The 16,762-nt window shown below is 59.7% G+C and carries 15 protein-coding genes; 8 read left to right on the forward strand and 7 right to left on the reverse strand.

Annotated elements, in window-relative coordinates:
• Positions 1-68: 68 nt before the first annotated feature.
• Genes AB4N91_RS16890 through AB4N91_RS16900 form a run of 3 tightly spaced genes read right to left on the reverse strand, consistent with a single transcriptional unit; the run spans position 69 to position 3,512 of the window.
• The gene (locus AB4N91_RS16890; protein WP_010458507.1) at positions 69-905 is read right to left on the reverse strand and encodes a helix-turn-helix transcriptional regulator; all 837 of its coding nucleotides are present in this window, start codon (positions 903-905) and stop codon (positions 69-71) included.
• 53 nt (positions 906-958) lie between these two features.
• On the reverse strand, positions 959-2,377 hold the full coding sequence (locus AB4N91_RS16895; RefSeq protein WP_460111247.1) for an aminotransferase: 1,419 nt from the start codon (positions 2,375-2,377) through the stop codon (positions 959-961).
• 31 nt (positions 2,378-2,408) lie between these two features.
• The gene (locus AB4N91_RS16900) at positions 2,409-3,512 is read right to left on the reverse strand and encodes a polyamine ABC transporter substrate-binding protein (RefSeq protein ID WP_010458502.1); all 1,104 of its coding nucleotides are present in this window, start codon (positions 3,510-3,512) and stop codon (positions 2,409-2,411) included.
• Positions 3,513-3,740: 228 nt separating this feature from the next.
• Between AB4N91_RS16900 and AB4N91_RS16905 the strand changes: the two genes are divergently transcribed.
• Complete coding sequence (locus AB4N91_RS16905) at positions 3,741-4,523, forward strand: enoyl-CoA hydratase (protein WP_010458500.1); 783 nt, start codon at positions 3,741-3,743, stop codon at positions 4,521-4,523.
• Positions 4,520-5,701, forward strand: coding sequence for an acetyl-CoA C-acyltransferase family protein (locus tag AB4N91_RS16910; RefSeq protein WP_077748879.1), 1,182 nt, complete (start codon positions 4,520-4,522; stop codon positions 5,699-5,701). The genes AB4N91_RS16905 and AB4N91_RS16910 overlap by 4 nt, the downstream gene beginning before the upstream one ends.
• A gap of 196 nt (positions 5,702-5,897) precedes the next feature.
• On the opposite strand, the gene AB4N91_RS16915 is transcribed toward AB4N91_RS16910, so the two are convergent.
• The 4 genes from AB4N91_RS16915 to AB4N91_RS16930 form a co-directional block, all read right to left on the reverse strand.
• On the reverse strand, positions 5,898-6,566 hold the full coding sequence (locus AB4N91_RS16915; protein WP_010458497.1) for a GntR family transcriptional regulator: 669 nt from the start codon (positions 6,564-6,566) through the stop codon (positions 5,898-5,900).
• 170 nt (positions 6,567-6,736) lie between these two features.
• A complete protein-coding gene (locus AB4N91_RS16920; RefSeq protein WP_010458495.1) occupies positions 6,737-8,029 on the reverse strand; it encodes an aspartate aminotransferase family protein in 1,293 nt (430 codons plus the stop codon).
• Complete coding sequence (locus tag AB4N91_RS16925; protein WP_010458493.1) at positions 8,019-9,017, reverse strand: transketolase family protein; 999 nt, start codon at positions 9,015-9,017, stop codon at positions 8,019-8,021. Before AB4N91_RS16925 ends, AB4N91_RS16920 begins: the two co-directional genes overlap by 11 nt.
• A complete protein-coding gene (locus AB4N91_RS16930) occupies positions 9,014-9,901 on the reverse strand; it encodes a transketolase (RefSeq protein ID WP_010458491.1) in 888 nt (295 codons plus the stop codon). Before AB4N91_RS16930 ends, AB4N91_RS16925 begins: the two co-directional genes overlap by 4 nt.
• Before the next feature lie 184 nt (positions 9,902-10,085).
• Between AB4N91_RS16930 and AB4N91_RS16935 the strand changes: the two genes are divergently transcribed.
• The 6 genes from AB4N91_RS16935 (at position 10,086) to AB4N91_RS16960 (ending at position 16,732) form a co-directional block, all read left to right on the forward strand.
• Entirely contained in the window at positions 10,086-11,483 is a 1,398-nt protein-coding gene (locus AB4N91_RS16935) for an aminotransferase (protein WP_186353614.1), read from the forward strand.
• The gene (locus AB4N91_RS16940) at positions 11,480-12,586 is read left to right on the forward strand and encodes an ABC transporter ATP-binding protein (RefSeq protein ID WP_010458488.1); all 1,107 of its coding nucleotides are present in this window, start codon (positions 11,480-11,482) and stop codon (positions 12,584-12,586) included. The genes AB4N91_RS16935 and AB4N91_RS16940 overlap by 4 nt, the downstream gene beginning before the upstream one ends.
• A gap of 170 nt (positions 12,587-12,756) precedes the next feature.
• A complete protein-coding gene (locus AB4N91_RS16945) occupies positions 12,757-13,797 on the forward strand; it encodes an ABC transporter substrate-binding protein (RefSeq protein ID WP_010458487.1) in 1,041 nt (346 codons plus the stop codon).
• A gap of 72 nt (positions 13,798-13,869) precedes the next feature.
• Entirely contained in the window at positions 13,870-15,135 is a 1,266-nt protein-coding gene (locus AB4N91_RS16950; RefSeq protein ID WP_010458486.1) for an ABC transporter permease, read from the forward strand.
• A 10-nt stretch (positions 15,136-15,145) separates the two neighbouring features.
• The gene (locus tag AB4N91_RS16955) at positions 15,146-15,967 is read left to right on the forward strand and encodes an ABC transporter permease (RefSeq protein WP_010458485.1); all 822 of its coding nucleotides are present in this window, start codon (positions 15,146-15,148) and stop codon (positions 15,965-15,967) included.
• Between the two features lie 3 nt (positions 15,968-15,970).
• Entirely contained in the window at positions 15,971-16,732 is a 762-nt protein-coding gene (locus AB4N91_RS16960; protein ID WP_010458484.1) for an SDR family NAD(P)-dependent oxidoreductase, read from the forward strand.
• Positions 16,733-16,762 lie beyond the last annotated feature (30 nt).

Here is a 16,762-nt window from a genome sequence, read left to right on the forward strand (position 1 = left end):
CGAAGACCCGGCTAATTGCTCATCCCGTCGTCTATCGTGATGCCTTGTGGGAGCGGCTGGCGGTTGGATCAGTGCTTGCGCAGCCACTCGATAAACAGCGCAAACAATTCCGACTGTGAACCGATGTTCAACTTCAGATAAAGGTTCTTGCGGTGCATGCGCACCGTCTCCGGCGAGATGCTCATCTGGCTGGCCGTGGATTTCACCGAGTGCCCCCGCAGCACCATGTGCGCCACTTCCCGCTCGCGCTCGGTCAGCAAGTCGCAGCCGAACTGCTCGAAGGCAGACTGCACACGCTGTTTGAGATCGTCACGCACGCCCTCATTGACGGCGCTGAGCTGCAAGCCCCGGCGGCTGAACTCGCTGATGAATTCGCGCACCAGCGGCTCAACCGCCCGCAGCAGGTTCAGCTGTTCAAGCCGCAGACTTTCCCCGCCGAAGCCTTGAAACAGGCTCACCGACACCTGGGTGTCATGGCCGGTATCGACAATGTAAAAACTGTCTTCCGAACTCCCGGCCTTCAAGTAGTAAGTCTTGTAGTACTCACTGTCGAAGAAGTTGTCCGGGGCAATGTCCTCCAGGTGATAAAACCCTTGCGCCAGCCCCTGCTCCACCGCCAGGCAAAACGGGTCGAGCAGGTAGCCCCCGGAAAAATAGCGGTCGATGATCGACTCCCGGTATTTTTCCGGGATGCCCCGCTGATACAACAATTGTGGCGGGCGGTCCTTGTGTTCCAGGCTGATCATCACCGATTCGATAGCCACCAGATGCCCGAAGGCCGACGCCAAAAAGCTCAGCGCGTCGGGCTCATCGATATGGGCGAAGGCCTGGCGCATTTCGCCGTGCCATTTATGCAAGGCGCCGAAGGGCAAGGCGATCAATGTGTCATCGTTTGGTTTGCTCATGCCCCGCAGTCTAGCGGGTGAACCGGCACCTGATAACCGCGGATTCGACGAACTCATTGGCCGAAATACAGGCCGTTCTGCTCAAGTTCGCCCGCCACTTCAAGAATGCACACCCGCAGGGTCTCAACGATTTCATCCACCTGTGCGCAAGACAGGATCAGCGGCGGCGACATGACATTGAGGTGCATGATCGGCCGCACCAGCAGCCCCCGGGCCTGCGCCCTGGAGTGAATCATCTCGCCGATATTGATCTCGTCGGCGAACAACGCCTTGGTGCGTTTATCGGCCACGAACTCCACGCAGGCCATGAACTTCTGGCAGCGCACATCGCCCACCAGCGGCAAGTCGCTGAGTGTGGCCAGACGCTGTTCCAGATACGCGCCGACCACGTCGACATGCTCCAGCAGGTGTTCGCGCTCGATGATCTCGATGTTTTTCAGTGCCGCCGTGCAGCAGACCGGGTGGCCGCTGTAGGTGAAGCCGTGGGTGAAGCAACGGCCCTTGCCGGGCTCGGCAATCACTTTCCAGATACGGTCGGAAAAAATGCACGCGCCCAACGGCAAGTAAGCCGACGTCAGCCCCTTGGCCGTGGTGATGATGTCCGGCTGAACATCGAACACCTCATACGAGGCGAAGAACTTGCCCAGGCGCCCGAACGACGTCACCACCTCGTCGGCGACAAACAGAATGTCGTAGCGCTGGCAGACTTCCCACATGCGTTTCAGGTAACCCTTGGGCGGAATGATCACGCCGCCGGAGCCCATGATCGGCTCGGCAAAAAAGCCCGCGACCTTGTCTGCGCCGATGGACAGGATCTTGTCTTCGAACTCCTTGATCAGAAACTCGAGAAACTGCGTCTCGTCCATGCCATCCGGCGCCCGGTAAGGATTTGGGTTGGAGACGTGGTGAATCTTGTCGTTGGCGTAATCGAATTCCGGCACACGGTCGGCGGCCTTGTTGCCGATCGACATGGTCAGTGTGGTCGAGCCGTGATACGCGTTGAAACGGGCGATGACGTGCTTCTTTTCCGGTTTGCCACGGCAGTTCTGATAGTACTGAATCAACCGGTAAGCGGTGTCCACGGCAGTGGATCCGCCGGTGGTCAGGAACACGTGATCGAGGTCACCGGGGGCAAGGCTGGCGAGTTTCTCGCACAACTGGATGGCGACGTTATTCGACATGTCGGAAAACGGGTTCGAGTACGCCAGTTGACGGACCTGGTCGGCAATCGTCAGTGCCATTTCCTCTCGGCCCAACCCGATGTTCGTGCACCACATGCCGCCCACCGCATCGAGAAAGCGGTTGCCCTGGGTGTCGTAAATATAAGCACCGTCACCGGCCACAATGTTCAGCGCGCCCTGCTCGGCGTGTTCGTCGAACATGTGATAGCCGTGCATGTAGTGGGCTTTATCGGCTTTGAGCAAATGGGCGTTATCAACGCTCGACAGCATTTTCTGAGTTGGAGTAGCCATACACAAACCTCAAACCAAAGGGGGTAAACGATCAAATCCCGCTCTTCACCGTGCTCCAGACCCGGGTCATGGCACGCATCTCTTTTGCATCCTGGGTTTTCTGCGGAAACAGCCGCTGGCGGGTTTCGTCATCGGGATAAATCGCCGGGTTATTGCGCACATCGGCGTGCACTAACGGTGTGGCCGCCGCGTTGCTGTTGGCGTAGTGAATGAAGTCCGTCACGTCGGCCATGACTTGTGGCTGCATCAAGTAATCGAGGAACGTGTGGGCGTTGGCCACGTGGGGCGCATCGGCGGGGATGTACAGGTTGTCGAACCAGATCAGCGAACCTTCCTTGGGAATGAAATAGGCCAGCTTGATCTTCAGTTTGGCTTCTTCGGCGCGAGCCATGGCGGTCGCGTAATCGCCGGACCAGGTCATGGCCATGCACACATCGCCATTGGGCAGGCTGGTCAGGTAGTTGACCGAGTCGAACTTGCGGATGTACGGCCTGACCGACAGCAGCAAATCCTGGGCGGCCTTGAGGTCCTCCGGCGCGGCGCTTCGCGGGTCGCGCCCCAGGTACTTCAGCGCCAGTGGAATGACTTCAGTGGGTGCATCGACCAGGGTCACGCCGCAATCGGCGAAGCGCGAGACGATTTTAGGGTCGAAGATCATCGCCAACGAGCCAATCGGCGCGTCCGGCATGCGCTCCTTGATTTTGTCGACGTTGTACGTGATGCCATTGCTGCCCCAGGTATAGGGCGCCGAGTACAGCGTGCCTGCATCGAACCCCTGCAAGTCCTGCAAGACTTTCGGGTCCAGATTGGCCCAGCCTGGCAGCAACTTTTTGTCGAGCGGCTGGAACACTTTGGCTTTGATCAGCGGTGGTGCGAGGGAGGCGTTCAACACCACCAGGTCATAGCCGGAGTGACCGGTGAGCAACTTGGCCTGAACCGTTTCATAGGCATCAAAGGTGTCGTAGATCACCCGGATGCCGGTGGCTTTCTGAAAGTCGGCAATGGTTTTTTCGCCAATGTAATCCGCCCAGTTATACAGCCGCAGCGTGTGGCTATCGTCCACTTCGGCGCCGTGGACGGCTGCCGACAGCGGCACAATCAACGCACCAAGCATCACCAAGAAGGCCTTGCGCATAGCAAATTCACCTTATCAAGCGAGTTCCGATCTGGATGAGCGGATGAATCCACTATTGGTCGATTCAGCCAACCGCGCCATACCCCGAATGGGTGTGTGGGCCGGTTTGTGGCGCTCGCGACGGCCGACATGGCAAAAAGCGGCAGTTTCGTTGACTGGTTTTGTCATAGATCCGGCGCCGGTCCCGCGCTTAGAGTGCCGTTCATAGCGATCACCCAGGGCACGTACATGAACGACCTGATCAAACAAGAACGAAACGAAGGTGTACTGACGCTCACCTTTGACCGCCCCGACAAGCTCAACGCGCTGAATAATCGCATGTACACGCAGCTGGCCGATCTGTTGCTGGCCGCTGATGAAGACGCTGAAATCGGCGTGATCATTGTCACCGGTGGCGACACCTGCTTTACCAGTGGCAACGACCTGGCGGATTTTCTCCAGCATCCGCCGACCGATCTGGATAGCCCGGCGTTTCGCCTGATGCGCGTGGTGATCCACCTGCAAAAACCGTTGATCGCGGCGGTCTGCGGAGCGGCCATCGGCATCGGCACCACCCTGCTGCTGCATTGCGATCAGGTGCTGGTCACGCGCAATGCCCGGTTACGCATGCCGTTCGTGAACCTGGGCCTGTGCCCGGAGTTCGGCGCCAGCCTGCTGCTGCCGCGCCTGCTCGGTCATGCCCGGGCGGCGCGCTTGCTGCTGTGGGGCGACAGCCTGGACGGTGCCGCCGCCGTCGCGTGCGGATTGGCCAACGAACTGTTCGACGACGGGCCACAGTGCCTGGCGGCCGCCGAGCGCATGGCTCGTCGCCTGCTGGCGCTCCCCCAGGAATCCCTGCGTCAGACCCGGCAACTGCTCAAGCAGACGTCCATGCCGGAACTGCAAGCCACCATTCGCCAGGAGAACTTGCTGTTCATCAAGCGCCTGACCACCCCTGAAGCGCAGGCAGCGTTGAACGCACTGGTTAATCGCAGCACTGAAAAGAACCCATCTACAGGAAAGCCTTCATGAACACCCCAGACGTATTTGTTGTCAGCGCCGCACGCACCGCCATCGGCTCCTTTGGTGGCTCGCTCAAAGATGTCCCGCTGGCCGATCTGGCGACCACGGCCGTCAAGGCCGCCCTGGAGCGCTCCGGCGTGGACCCGGCGCAAATCGGCCATCTGGTGATGGGCAACGTGATCCCGACCGAGACCCGCGACGCGTACATTTCCCGGGTCGCCGCGATGAACGCCGGTATCCCCAAGGAAACCCCCGCCTACAACGTCAACCGCCTCTGCGGTTCCGGCCTGCAAGCCATCATCAGCGCGGCCCAGACCTTGCTGCTGGGCGACGCCGAGATTGCCATCGGCGCCGGTGCCGAGTCCATGAGCCGCGGCCCGTACCTGATGCCGTCCGCCCGTTGGGGCGCGCGCATGGGCAACGTCCAGGCCATCGACTACATGCTGGGCATCCTGCATGACCCGTTCCATGGCATCCATATGGGCATCACCGCCGAAAACATTGCCGAGCGCAACGGCATCACCCGCGACATGCAAGACGCCCTAGCCCTGGAAGATCAAAAACGCGCGGCGTTCGCCATCGCCAATGGCTACTTCAGTGAGCAGATCGCAGCGGTCGAAATCCGTGGCCGCAAGGAAACGACGCTGTTCAGCATCGACGAACACCCGCGTTCCACTTCCCTGGAACAACTCGCGCAGATGAAGCCGGCGTTCAAGAAGGACGGTTCAGTCACGGCCGGCAATGCCTCGGGCCTGAACGACGGCGCTGCGGCACTGGTCATGGCCACCGGCAGCGCGGTGCAGGTCAACAACCTGCGCCCGCTCGCTCGCCTGGTCAGCTATGCCCACGCCGGTGTTGAGCCAGAACTGATGGGCCTGGGCCCGATTCCCGCCACGCGCCTGGCACTCAAACGCGCAGGCCTGACCGTGGCTGACCTGGACGTGATCGAAGCCAACATCGCCTTCGCCGCCCAGGCCTGTGCCGTCAGCCAGGAACTGGACCTAGACCCGGCCAAGGTCAACCCGAATGGCTCGGGTATTTCCCTCGGTCACCCAGTGGGCGCGACCGGCGCAATGATTGCCACCAAAGCCATCCACGAACTGCAGCGCATCAACGGGCGATATGCGCTGGTGACCATGTGCATTGGCGGTGGTCAGGGAATTGCGGCGATTTTTGAGCGAGTTTGAGTGTTAGCGCGATGTCCGGTGCAACGCCGGGCATCGCTGCTGCTTGATGATTTCCTTCGGCAACTGGTCGCAATCCATCAATCCCGCCCCTTCCCCACGCCCTGGATTAACTCCCAGAACACGTCGCCGTGCCGTGCGGCCAACATTCCCCAGGTCCGTATCGAGGAACTGGTGGGTTATCTACTTCAATCTCGGATTACTTGCCTTCGCTTTCGGTAATGAAGCCGATGATGCTGACACCACCGCGCATGATGTCTTCAGCAATGGCCTTGCGCGCCTTGGCCGGCTTTTTCTCGCGCAGGGCTTCGATCAGTACCAGATGCTCGTCGGCACCGATGTAGGTGTTATGCCCCTTGGTGTAAAACAGATTGAGGATCGGCCCCATGGAAACCCACAACCCTTCGATCTGGGCAGTCAGCATGTCCATTGCCGCCAACCGGTAGACCGTGAAGTGGAACTCACGGTTGAAATGCATTGCTTGCGGACCGTCGTTGGCTTGGTCGGCTTGTTGAAAACTGGCATGCAGTTCTTCCAGCCGAGTCAGGTCCTGCGGCGTAACGTTGCGCGTGGCGAGCTCAGCGGCCAGGCCTTCCAGTGCGATGCGGATCGTGCGCACCTCCAAATACCGGCTCATGGTCAGCTCCGGAACCATGGCAAAACGGCCCGAACGCAACTCGAGACCGCGCTCGCTGACCAGCCTCAGGCAGGCTTCGCGGACTGGGGTGACGCTGGTGCCAAGCTTGTCGGCCAGGTCTTGCATGACCAGCCGCTCGCCGGGCCGGAAGTTGCCGGCGATCAGTCCTTCGCGAATGGCGTAATAGGCGCGGGCGGACAGGTTGCCTTGTTCCAGCGGTTGAATCTGCACGGTCGAACTCCTGGATAATGCTTTTTATTGCGCAGCCTGTCGGGGTTGCGCCAAAAATCTGAAATACATTGTCTTATATCCTATAAGTAACACTCAACCTCGCTCTACAGCGGTTTGGGAATCATATGCAGAAAGAGCGGCACTGCGCGTGCCGCTCTCCGTTGCTCGGCCTAGCGAATCAGCGCCTTGAGGGCGTTTTCGATGACGTCGAGGCTTTCATCGAGAATCTTTGTGGTATGCGAGGTCGACAGGTACAGGCGCTTGAGGGGTAATGGCTGAAAAATCATCCGCTGCTCGATCAAACGCTTGCGAAACGCCAGGTCCAGCGCGTCATCGTTGCGCAACAAATCACGGTACTGGCTGTACGGCCCCTCGAAAAAGTACATCAGCCAGACCGACCCATATCCGGCACTTTGAGCGGGAATGCCCAGCCGCTGGATAATGCCGTCGAGCTGCCCGCGCAAATAGTCGCCCATGGCGAACAGGCGTTCGTAGACGCCTTCGCGAGAAAGCTCCTCGATGGTCGCCAGCACCGCCGCCAGCGTCGATGGCGTTCCATTGAACGTTCCGCCCATGAACACGCCCCGGTCGCCCGACTGCCCTACGCGCTCCAACAGATCCCGACGGCCGGCGACCAAGCCCACGGGATAACCTGATGAAGCCGCCTTGCCGAAGGTTGCCAGATCCGGTGTCACGCCGACGATCGACTGATAGCCGCCCAGCGCATGACGAAAGCCGGTGATGACCTCATCGAAAATCAGAATCACGCCGTGCTCGACGGTCAATTGCCGAAGCGCCCGCAGAAATGCCGTCGATGCCGTCACCGAGCCCATGTTGTGGGCAATCGGTTCGACGATGATCGCCGCGACCTCCCCCGGATTGGACTTGAGGTAACGCTCCACCGCCTCGGCATCGTTATACGGAAGGATGATCGTGTACTGCGCGGCATCCAGCAGAATACCGTCAGACATCGGGTCGAAACTGTCCATGCGCTCACGGGATGTCTGGCCGTTCATCGCCACATAGTCGTGCCAGCCGTGATATCCGCCCTGGAATTTTATGATCCGTTTGGCGCCGGTGACGGCCCGCGCCAGGCGCAAGGCGTGATAAGTCGCTTCGGAGCCGCTGTTGCAAAACGCGACCTGCTCGGCGCAGGGAATGCACTCGACCAGCGCTTGCGCCGTCTCGACTTCCAGATCGGTAATGCCGGCGCCGATCAGGTCAAGGCGTTCGCTGACGTGTGCAACCTTTTGACGAATCGCCTGATTGCCGTGCCCGAGCACATGCGCGCCGAAACCACAGTGGAAATCGGTATGACGGTCGCCGTTGGCGTCGTACAGATACGGACCTTCTGCACGAACAAACGCATAAGGCTGACCGAGTTTGCGGCTCGGGCTCAGATGGCCGCCCGGCAACACCTGCCGAGCCCGTTCATGCAAGGACTGATTGGCGTCAAGCAACATGATCGACTCCTGGGGCAAGTGCCTCCCGGGCAACGGCTTCAATACCCACGGCATCCAGCCGGTAATGGCGATAGAGATGGGTCGGCGGGGCAATGAGGCTGTATTCATCTTCGATCCCGTGACGCCGCAAACGCGTCCCTTGACCCGTGTCGGCCAGCACTTCCGCCACAGCACCGCCCAGCCCTCCCAGCACGTTGTGTTCTTCGACGGTCATCAACAACCCGCTTTCGCCCGCCGCATGCAGCACCGCATCACGATCCAGCGGTTTGATGGTGTGCATATCGATCACCCCGACCGATAAACCACTGGCGCGCAAGGCCTGCGCGGCTTCCAGCGTCGGGTGAAGCATGCTGCCGGTGGCGATCAGGGTCAGGTCACTACCCCGCTCATGAACGATGGCTTTGCCAAACTCGAACACCACGTCATCGGGGTAAACGTTAGGTTCCTGGCCCCGACCAATACGGAAGTAAATCGGTTGCGAATGGTTGATCGAGGCACGTATCGCCGCCGCCAACTGTGGGCCATCGGCGGGTGCGACGACCGTCAGATCAGCGATGCTGCGGGTGATTGCCAGGTCTTCGGTGGCGTGATGCGAGGTGCCATAGAAACCGAGGCTGATTCCCGAATGGTGTCCGATCAGCCGCACCGGAAGTGCGCTGTAGGCCACATCCATGCGAATCTGCTCGCAGCAGAGCAAGGCCAGGAATGAAGCGAATGTCGCCACAAACGGCATGCTCCCGGTGGTGGCAATGCCCGCCGCCGCGGTGACCATGTTTTGCTCGGAGATACCGAACTGGATAAACAGTTCGGGGTGGCGCTGAGCGAAGCGACTCAAGCCGTTGGAGTACTGGAGGTCAGCGGTGCCGACGGCGATCTTGTGACCGGCGTCAACCAGGTCGATCAACGCATCAGACAAATAGTTCAGGCCGGGGGCGCGAGCGTTGATCTGCCGGTACTGCCAGGTATCGGCGCTGACGGGCGAGCTCATTGCACACCTCCTTTGGATTTGATTTCTTCGATAGCGAGCAATTCGTCTTCCTCGGCCAACCAGCCAAGATGCCAGCCGGGCTCGGTTTCCATGTACTCGACGCCTTTGCCCTTGACGGTCAAGGCGATCACGCAGACTGGCTTTTCGCGTTGCGTATCGGCTTTCAGCTGGCGCAACAGACGAGCCACGGCGGCGACGTCATGCCCGTCGACCTCATGCACGTCCCAGCCGAAAGCGCGCCATTTGTCGCCCAGCGGTTCAATTCCGATGATGTCGTCGACCTTGCCGTCGAGCTGGTAACCGTTTCGGTCGATGATCGCGATCAGGTTCGATGTTTTGTAATGCGCAGCCGCCATTGCCGCTTCCCAGACCTGGCCTTCATGCATTTCGCCGTCGCCAAGCAGCACATACACATCGAACGGATTGTTCTGCAGCCGTCCACCCAACGCCATGCCCAGTCCGCCGGACAATGCATGACCAATGGAACCGGAACTGAAATCGACCCCCGCGACCTTGCGCATATCCGGGTGATCACCTAACGGATTACCCAGGCGCGTATAGCCGTCGAGCAGCGCCTTGTCGAAAAAGCCCCAGTCCGCCAGTAACGGATACAGCCCAACTGCGGCATGTCCCTTGCCCATCAAGAAGCGATCACGACCTGGCCACTTGGGCTCGCCGTGGCGCAAGCGCATGGCGTCGTAATACAGCGCCGAGAAAATTTCAGCACAGGAAAACACCGAGGTGTAGTGCCCCACCTTGGCGATGGAAATCAGGCGCACGGTTTCCAGGCGTACAAACAGCGCGCGCTCTTTGAGGTGGGCGATGTGCCCGGGACTCAGGTCCTCGACCGGAACGGGAATGGGGGGTGGAGCGGCTATCGACATGGCTGCATTTCCTGAATGGTTGTTAGAAAGGCGACCGCTCTCACGGCCTCCTTCTTACAACTTATAAGATATATATTGCAACAACAAGCCGTTGGCGTTATTTTTTCCAACAGGCAGAAATGCCCCGGCCAGACTAGGCCGAATTTTGCGATCTTATAAGTTATATTGATTTCAGCTCTCGGAGATGCCACTCGTGCCGCACGAAAACACCCCCGCAGCCAGCGTTCTGGCCCAGGCAGATCAACGCTTTCACCTGCACTCGCAGACCAACCTGCGGCGCCATCAACAACAAGGCCCGATGGTCATCGAACGCGGAGATGGCATCCACGTCATCGACGAACACGGACAGCGATACATTGAAGGAATGTCCGGTCTCTGGTGTGCCAGTCTGGGGTTTTCCAATCGTCGACTGGCCGACGCCGCACAACGCCAGTTCGACGTGCTGCCCTACTACCACACCTTCAATCATCGGGTTCCAGCGGTGACGGCACGCTTAGCCGAACGCATCGCCACCCTCGCGCCACTACCGGATGCGAGAGTGTTTTTTGCCTGTTCGGGCTCGGAAGCGAACGACTCGATGATCAAAATGTCCTGGGCCTGGCACCGGGCGCGGGGCAATACGCACAAGCGCAAAATCATCGCCCACCAGAAAGGTTTTCATGGCTCCACGGTGATGGGGGCGACGCTGTCCGGGTTGCCAAACATGCACGCTGCATTCGGCTTGCCGCTGGACCAGGTGATTCATGTCGAGTGCCCCCATTACTACCGTAATGGCTTGCCCGGTGAGTCTGAGGCCGCCTTCTGCGAACGCTTGGTCGCCGACTTGCAGCGACGCATCGAGGCTGAAGGAGCAGACACCATCGCTGCCTTCATCAGCGAACCTGTCATGGGAGCCGGCGGCGTGATCGTCCCGCCATCCGGCTATTTTTCCGCGGTACAGGCACTGCTGGCCCGTTACGACATTCTGATGCTGGCCGACGAAATCATTTGTGGCTTTGGTCGTACCGGTCAGTGGTTCGGCCATCAGACGATGGGCTTTGCACCCGACATGATGGCTTGCGCCAAAAGCCTTTCGGCGGGCTATCAGCCAATTTCCTGCACCGTGGTCAGCGGCCCGGTCTACCGAGTGCTTGAAGAACAGAGCCAGCAACTGAACGGCTTCGGACATGGCTTCACCTACTCCGGGCACCCGGTGGCCGCCGCCGTCGCCCTTGAGACGCTATCCATCTACCAGGAGCTGGACATCCCTGCCCGCACCCGCCAGTTGGGTGAGGTTCTGCACGGCGAACTGGCGCCACTGTTCGACCACCCTCTGGTTGGCGAAATCCGCGGCATCGGGCTGGTTGCGGGTCTGGAACTGGTGGCTGACAAGTCATCGCGACGCTCGTTTTCGGCGCAGGTGGCGATCGGCGCGCAGGTCGAACTGGCGGCACGCAAGCACGGCCTGATCGTGCGCAACATGGGCGATTCAATCGCCCTGGCGCCACCTTTCATTATTGAACCGACACAGCTGCGCGAACTGGTCAGCCGCCTGACGGACGCGCTGAACGACGTCAATCACGCCACGGGACACTGCTCATGAATAGCCTCGCCCATTCCCTCGACTCATCCGGTGCGTTGATCGACCTCAACCATGTGCAAAAGAGTTATGACGGCAAGACGCTGATCATCAAGGACCTGAATCTCTCCATCGCGCAAGGAGAATTCCTGACGCTGCTCGGTGCGTCCGGATCGGGCAAGACCACCACGCTGATGATGCTTGCCGGCTTCGAAACCCCGACCCGCGGCGAAATCCGCATGATGGGCAAACCGATCCAGAACGTCCCGGCACACCGACGCGGCATGGGCATGGTATTCCAGAACTACGCGCTGTTTCCGCACATGACCGTGGCCGAGAACCTGGCTTATCCATTGAAAATGCGCGGACTCAATCGCATCGAGGTGCAGAGCAAGGTCAAGCGTGCGATCGAGATGGTCCAGTTGCATGACATGCAGCAACGGCGCCCCACGGAGTTGTCCGGCGGCCAGCAGCAACGCGTCGCCCTTGCCCGCGCCATGGTATTCGAGCCACAGGTCATCCTGATGGACGAACCGCTCGGCGCTCTCGACAAGAACCTGCGCGAGCACATGCAGTACGAAATCAAACAGTTGCATCGAAGACTCGGCGTCACGGTGGTGTACGTGACCCACGATCAGGGCGAAGCCTTGACCATGTCCGACCGGGTAGCCGTGTTTCATCAAGGTGATATTGCCCAGATCGGCGATCCGGTTTCGCTGTACGAGCATCCTGAAAACGCTTACGTGGCCACGTTTATCGGTGAAAACAATGTATTGCGCGGGAGTCTCGTTGCACGCCATGGGCATGAGGTCGAGGTCGCACTTGACGCTGGTTTCGAGGCCCGTGGCATGGGCGTGACGATGCCAATCGGCGCCTCGAAAAAAGTCGAGCTGCTGATCCGTCCGGAGAACATCCGACTGTCCCCGATCAATCAGAACAGCTATCAGGCAACTCTGGCCGACCGTGTCTACCTGGGCGATCACCTGCGCATTCACTTGAAACTGGACAACGACGACACGCTGATTGTGAAAACCGCCAACGATGAGGCCATCAAGGGCTTGAACAACGGTCAGCGCATCGGTTTTAGCTGGCGCCCCGAAGACGCGCGGGTTTTCGCGCAGGGTTGAGCACCGCTCCGCGCCTGACCCAAAACCCTTGTCACCACCGAAACACACCACACCCACAACAATAAGAAGGTCATCACTATGCACAGTTTCGATCACTCGACCTGAGCCGCTTTCCTGCCGGTACACCCGCTAATCCCTATTTGCTTTTCCTTCAGCAGGAGAGTTGCACCATGCACTCACATTCAACACGCTTGGCCCTTGTACTCACGCTGGCACTGACCGGCCCCCTCGCCCAGGCCCGCGACCTGACGGTGGTCGGTTTCGGTGGCGCCACGCAGGAGGCTTTCGACAAGGCCTGGTTCAAACCGTTTGCCGCGCAAAGCGCCAAACCGGTGGTTCAAGACAGCTACGGCGGCGGCCTGGCGAAACAGAAAGCGATGGTCGAGTCAGGTAATCCCACGTGGGACCTGGTGCAGATGGACCAGAACGAAATGGAATTGGCCTGCGAACAGGGCCTGCTCGAAGACCTGGATCACAAACAATTGAAGAATGCGCCCGAGGTTAATCCCGAGGCCTTTTCGGAGTGCGGTGTGGGGGCGTTTGTTTGGTCCGAAGTGATGACCTACGACCCGAAAAAATTTGGCGCCGACGGCCCGAAAAGCTGGGCTGATTTCTGGAACGTCCAGAAATGGCCAGGCAAACGCGGCTTGCGTAAACAGGCACGCATGACCCTGGAAATTGCCTTGATGGCCGACGGTGTCGCACCGGCCGACGTCTATAAATTGCTGGCGACCCCGGCGGGACAGAACCGTGCATTTGCCAAACTGGACCAAATCAAACCCTACATCCAATGGTGGGAAACCGGCGCTCAGCCGCTGGAATGGCTGGCCGCCGGTAACATCGCCGTGAGTGCCGCCTACAACGGCCGGATCGCCATCGCCAATCAACAGGGAAACCATTTTCCACTGATCTGGCAGCAACAGCTGTACAGCATGGACTACTGGACCATCATCAAGAACACCCCGAACAAAACCGCCAGTTATCAACTCCTCGACTACATCCTCGGTGCCAAGGCCCAAAGCGATTTCGCCCACGCGATTCCTTACGGCATTGTCAACAGCAAGGCCATAGCGGCCATGGATGAGAAGACGGCCAGCGCGTTGCCCAACGCCCCGGCCAACATGAAAGATGCCCTGCTGCTCGATACACCGTTCTGGGTCAACTACGAGGAAGACCTGATGAACCGGTTTACCCGCTGGGTCGCACAGTAAACAGGCCTCAAGACCGCGCCGCCGATGACGGAGGCGCGGTTCGAGTATGGTTTTATCAAGGTGGGTTTCACTATGTCCGTTTCCTCAATAGATGCACCGGCTTGCGTCGACACGCTGGCCGTCGCCCATTATCAATCCAGTCGCCGCAAGCGCTGGGTTTCGATGCTGCTGCTCTTGCCGCTGCTGGCTTACACCTGTGTTTTCTTCGCTCTGCCGATCGGCATGATGTTCTACCGGGCCGTCAGCAATCCCGAACTGCTACAAGCGTTCCCCACGGCCATCAGGACGATGGTCGACGAGCCGGCGAAGGATTCAACGGCGCTGCCAACTGACCGGGTGTTCGATGCGCTCGAGCAAGACTTTATCAACGCCCCGAGCAATGCAGTCATTGGTGAGGCGGCACGACGCCTCAACTACGAGAACAGTGGTTATCGCTTCCTGGTCATGAACACCGCACGGACCTACAGAACGCCGCTGGCGAACCCGGAAAGCCAGAGCGCCCGAGAGCGTTTGGCCGCCATCGATGAACGCTGGATTTCACCACAGGTGTGGGAGGACTTTCGCCGCGCGTCCCCGGCCTATACGCCGTATTACCTGCTGGCCGCCCTGGACTTGAAGCAAACGGATCAAGGTGTCGCGCCGGTCGAAGAAAGCCAGCGGGTGTACCTGGACTTGACCTTCAAGACCCTGAAAATCGCCCTGATAGTCTCGCTGTTGTGTCTGTTGCTGGGCTTTCCGTTTGCCGCGTTGATGGTCAAGGCTTCACCGGCCCTGCAAGTCTTGCTGTTTCTGGCGGTCATGCTGCCGTTCTGGACCTCGTTGCTGGCACGAACCACGGCCTGGATCGTGGTACTGCAGGACAAAGGCATCGTCAACACGTTACTGCTGCGCTTCGGCCTGATCGATCACCCGCTGCCGATGATTTTCAACCTGTCGGGTGTGTACATCGTGATGGTGCACATCCTGCTGCCGTTCAGCGTGCTGCCGCTGTACAACGTGATGAAAAATATCCCGCCCCATTTCATGCGCGCCTCAGCCTCACTCGGCGCTCATCCCATACGCGGGTTCATGCAGGTCTACTTGCCCCTGACCTTGACGGGGATCGGTTCCGGCACCCTGCTCACGTTCATCGTCGCGGCGGGTTACTACGTGACGCCGACCCTGGTGGGCAGTGCCCGCGAACAGATGCTTGGCTATTTCATTGCGTTCTATACCAACACCACCGTCAATTGGGGCATGGCCTCGGCACTCGGGCTGGTGCTGATTTCCTGTGTCATGGTCATTTACCTGCTGGCCGCGCGCCTGGTGGGTATTCGCCAGATTGCCGGCCTGCGCTGAAGGAGCTCCCATGAACCATTTCATACAGGCTTACCTCGCCCGCAAGGCTCATGTGTTGTTCGGTCTATTGATGAGCATTTTCATGATCGCACCACTGTTGGCGGTGGTACCGATTTCATTCAGCAGTGGCACGTTCCTCTCCTACCCGCTCCCGGGACTCTCCCTGCAATGGTATGAACGGGTATTCACCAGCGGTCCCTGGATGCAAGCGCTGAGCAACAGCCTGTGGGTCGGCATCGCCTCGACACTGCTGGCGACATTGCTCGGAACGCTGGCCGCGCTGGCCTTTGCACGCCGCAACCTGCCAGCCGCCAGCGGAATGCTCGGCCTGCTGATTTCACCGATGATTTTCCCACCTGTGATCTCCGGGCTGGGCATGTATTTTCTCTTCGGCAAACTGGGCCTGACAGGTACTTTGTTCGGTCTGATTCTGGCCCACACCGTCCTGGCCACGCCTTTCGTCCTGATCAGTGTTGCCGCCAGCCTGCAGGGTTTCGACATGACCTTGCTCAAGGCCGCCGCCATGTCCGGCGCCTCACCTGTGCGGGCCTTCGCGGGTATTGCTTTGCCAATCATCGCACCTGGTGTGATATCGGGCGCACTCTTCGCCTTCATGACATCGTTCGACGAAATCGTCGTGGTGCTGTTCATCGGCGGCCCCAGCCAACGGACCTTGCCCCGGCAAATGTTCGATGGCATACGCGACACCATCGACCCCTCGATTCTCGCCATGTCGACATTGTTGCTACTGGTGGGCATTGTCGGGCTGATGACCACTACCTGGCTGACCTTGCGAGCACAACGCAACGCCCGCCAACTCAAGGAGCAATAACCTATGAGCATGTACATCGTGACCGGCGGCACCCAGGGCATCGGTGCCGTCACCGTAGAGCAGTTAATCGGCCAGGGCATGTCAGTGGTGTTCACTGGACGTGACGTCGATGCGGGAGAGCAGCTGTCCCAGCGCCTGCCGGGCAGCACGTTCGTGGCGGGCGACGTGCGGCAAGAGGCCGACTGTCAACGCGTCGTCTACCGCGCACTGGAACTGGGTAACGGCTCCTTGCAAGGTCTGGTCAACAACGCCGGCATGGCCGGGCGCAAGGCGCTCACACAGACCTCACAACTGGAATGGGACACGATGTTCGAGGTCAACACCCGCTCGGCATTTTTCTTCATCAAGCACGCCTTGCCCGGCTTGCAGGCGGGTCATGGAGCGGTGGTGAATGTGTCGTCGATCGCCGGCAAGACCGGCGAAGAGGGACTGGCCACTTACTGCGCCAGCAAGGCGGCCTTGATTGGCATGACGCAGGCGCTGGCCCTGGAATATGGCGCAAGCGTACGGTTCAACGCGGTGTGCCCCGGTCAGATCGCCACGCGCATGATGGACGCGATCATGAAGGACGCACCTCGTCTGGCTGCCCTGACCGCAAGGATTCCCGTAGGCCGCCTGGCCGCGCCCGAAGAAGTGGCCCAGGCGATTTGCTGGTTGCTGTCGCCAGCGTCCAGCTACGTCAACGGTACGGTGTTGACGGTGGACGGTGGTGAAACGGCAGGGCTGAGAACCCCTCCGAGTCACGCACCGCAAGTTTCCCGCTAACAATCAAATGGGGAAGCGAGCGTGCTCGCT

The organism is Pseudomonas sp. H3_D04, from assembly GCF_054669175.1.